Source organism: Paraplanobispora takensis (assembly GCF_016863195.1).
Taxonomy (GTDB): domain Bacteria; phylum Actinomycetota; class Actinomycetes; order Streptosporangiales; family Streptosporangiaceae; genus Planobispora; species Planobispora takensis.
Map to the genome: position 1 here is coordinate 1 of NZ_BOOK01000109.1, position 3,024 is coordinate 3,024.

Annotated in this window: 2 protein-coding genes; one reads left to right on the forward strand and one right to left on the reverse strand. The window is 69.3% G+C overall.

What is annotated here, in order from left to right:
- Positions 1-412: 412 nt before the first annotated feature.
- Entirely contained in the window at positions 413-2,029 is a 1,617-nt protein-coding gene (locus Pta02_RS40535) for a methyl-accepting chemotaxis protein (RefSeq protein WP_203880372.1), read from the reverse strand.
- Between the two features lie 353 nt (positions 2,030-2,382).
- Here Pta02_RS40535 and Pta02_RS40540 point away from each other — a divergent pair, with 353 nt between their 5' ends.
- Positions 2,383-3,003: a MepB family protein gene (locus Pta02_RS40540; RefSeq protein ID WP_203880373.1), complete on the forward strand. Its 621-nt coding sequence runs from the start codon at positions 2,383-2,385 to the stop codon at positions 3,001-3,003.
- Positions 3,004-3,024 lie beyond the last annotated feature (21 nt).

Here is a 3,024-nt window from a genome sequence, read left to right on the forward strand (position 1 = left end):
TAACCGAGACGGGGCGTCGCGCTCATGGACCGGGGTCAGCAGAAGCGAACAGGCACGCAACGATCGCTTCCGGGATGGCCTGGACGGTCGTCGGTGGCCACGCGCCGGGCATCGGCCTCAGGCGCGCCCGCCACAGGGGGGGCGGAGCCACCCGGAGGCCCGGGTGCGCCTGCGGCGGGCCGGGGGTGCGTGCTTGTCCTCCAGATCAACCACGCCCCCACCTACGATGCGCCGACTAGCGGGAGTAGCGCTACCTGTGGTGAGAGGCGGGCCGGTCGTACGGCAGGCGGATCTCCTCACCTCCGGTTGCGGCAGCCGACCCGCAGCCCGGGGTAGGGCAGCCGCAGACGGCGGGCGCGGTAACCGCGTGATCGCATCTGCGGCCGGTAGGCCCTCGCCCCCATCATCGCCGTCAGTAACGAAAACCCGAGACCATCTCGCGCAGCTGCTGCGACAGGCCGGCCAGGTCGGCCGCGGCGCGCCGGCTCTGGCTCACGCCCTCGGCGGTCATCTGCGCAGCGCTGGCCAGCACCGAGATGGTGGAGGCGATGTCGGCGCTGCCGGCGGCGGCATCGGCCACGTTGCGGTTCATCTCGGTGGTGGTGGCGGTCTGCTCTTCGACCGCCGAGGCGATGGTCAGCTGGTAGTCGTTGATCTTGCCGATGATCTGGCTGATCTCGGCGATCGCGGCCACCGCGCTTTCGGTGTCGGCCTGGATGGCCTCCACCCGGCGGGAGATGTCCTCGGTGGCCTTGGCGGTCTCCTGGGCCAGGTCCTTGACCTCGCCGGCGACCACGGCGAAGCCCTTGCCGGCGTCGCCGGCGCGGGCGGCCTCGATGGTGGCGTTCAATGCCAAAAGGTTGGTCTGCTCGGCGATCGAGGTGATGGTCTTGATCACCGAGCCGATCTCGGCGCTGGAGGCGCCCAGCTGGGCGACGGTGGCGTTGGTGGACTCGGCTACGGCCACGGCCTGGGAGGCGACCTTGGCGCCTTCGTTGGCGTTGTGGGCGATCTCGCGGATGGAGGCGCCCATCTCCTCGGAGCCGGCCGAGACGGTGTGCACGTTGCCCGAGACCTGACCGGCCGCGGCGGCCACGTTGCTCGCCTGCGCCGAGGCCTCATCAGCCGAAGCCGCGATCCGGTCGGAGACGCCCGCCAGCTCGCCGGAGCTGGCGGCCAGGGTGTCGGCGCTGGCGGCCATCGCGCCGATGGCCTGGCGGATGGCCTCGCCGGCCTGGTTGAAGGCCATCGCCATCTGGCCGATCTCGTCGCGGGAGGTCACCTGCGCACGCTGGGTCAAATCACCGCGCGCCATCGCCACCAGCGCTGCCGACAGCGTGCGGAGCGTGCCGACCATCGTGCGGGAGATGAGCAGGGCCACGACCACCGACAGCAGCAGGCCGATCGTCAGCAGCACGGCGACCGAGATGCGGGCCTGGTCGTAGCCGGCCGCCGCGTCGGCGGCCATCGTCTGGCTCGCGGTGCGCTCGTGCTCGGCCAGGGTGTCCATCACGGTGTTGAGCTCCATGGAGGCCTCGCCGAGGCGGACACCGGCCGCCGTCAGGTCCATGTCCGATCCGGCGGGCAGGGGCCCGCCGAACATCACCGCATCGCGCAGGACGACGAACTCCTGCCAGGTCGCCTCGAAGGCGGCCAGGTCCTGTTGCAGCGGCGCATAGCCGGCCACGCCCGCCTTGTAGGCGGCGAAGGCGTCGCCCACCTGCTCGGTGAAGGCGTGCACCTGCGCGGTGCGCTCGGCCCGCTTTGCAGCGCTCGCCTCGACGACGGCGCCGACCGAGGTGTTGTACATGTCGGTCAGCCGGGCGCGCACCTGGCTGAGCCGGGCCTGGTTGGTGTTGGCCTCCTGCATCGCCTGCATGCTGTCGTTCATCGTCGACATCCGGCCCAGCGCGGTCACGCCGATCACGCCCGCCATGGCGGCCACCAGGGCCACCGCGATGAGAATCTTGGTGCTGATACGCAGGTCGGAGAACCTGCCCAGCAGCGGGCTGCGGCCTACGGTCACCACAGGTCGAACGTCGTCAAGGGAGGCCACGGGTCAGGTCCTTTCCAGCGTGCCACCGGCGACCTGCTTCTTGGGCGGCCGCGAGGGGATGTCACCGCACCATCGGTGCCGGTGGGCACCGGCTGAGGAAAACCGAACGCAATTCAGCTCACCCGGCGGATGTTGGGGGAGAGCATGGAGCGCAGCAAGGGGCAACAGCCTTGCCCTCAGGCCGGTAATGTCCGGGAACTCCTCCTCTCGGAAGGTGAGACCCCCTTTGATCAAGGCTCTGGCCAGCCCTGTCAGCCCTCTCCGACGTGCTTGGTGTCCCCGAAGCCGAGCCGACAGCCTCCACCTACCCGTGGCAGGGTGGACCAATGACGACGAACCGCAAGTACTCATCCGATCTCAAACCGTGGTTGGACACCGCCTCGGCCCACGGAGATCTCATTGCGGCGAAGGCGCTCATCTACGACCCCTGTGGGTTCACGTGCTCGCAGCCGGTGCCCGAAGCCGAGGGTGCCGCCTACGCCGCCCACGCATTCACCCTTGACGGTCTATCCATCCGGTTCCGCGCAGCCAAGACGACCCCCACCAAGACCGGCCAGTTCGTCACCGTCTGGAAGAGGTCCCCGGCCGGCCCCATCCAGCCCTTCGACGCCGCCGACCCCGTCGACCTGTTCATCATCAGCACCCGCGACCATCACCACTTCGGCCAGTTCGTCTTTCCCATGGACGCGCTGCGCGAACACGGTGTCGTATCAGCAAACGGTTCCGGTGGGAAACGCGCCTTCCGCGTCTACCCGCCCTGGGTGATCACCACGAACCGCCAGGCCGGCAGCGCGCAGGCGTGGCAGGTGGACTTCTTCTTGAACCTGCCCCAGGACGGGCCTTTCGACCTGGCCCGCGCCCAAGGGCTCTACCGCCCGCAGGACGGCGCCGGCACAACCACAAGGCCAGCCCAGCCGGTCACTCGATCAGTGATCAGTGATCAGTGATGATCATCCGGAATGGCTCAT

Bases quoted from the DNA above. Each gene is read 5' to 3' on its own strand.
- Pta02_RS40540 (WP_203880373.1), top strand. From the start codon at position 2,383: ATGACGACGAACCGCAAGTACTCATCCGATCTCAAACCGTGGTTGGAC.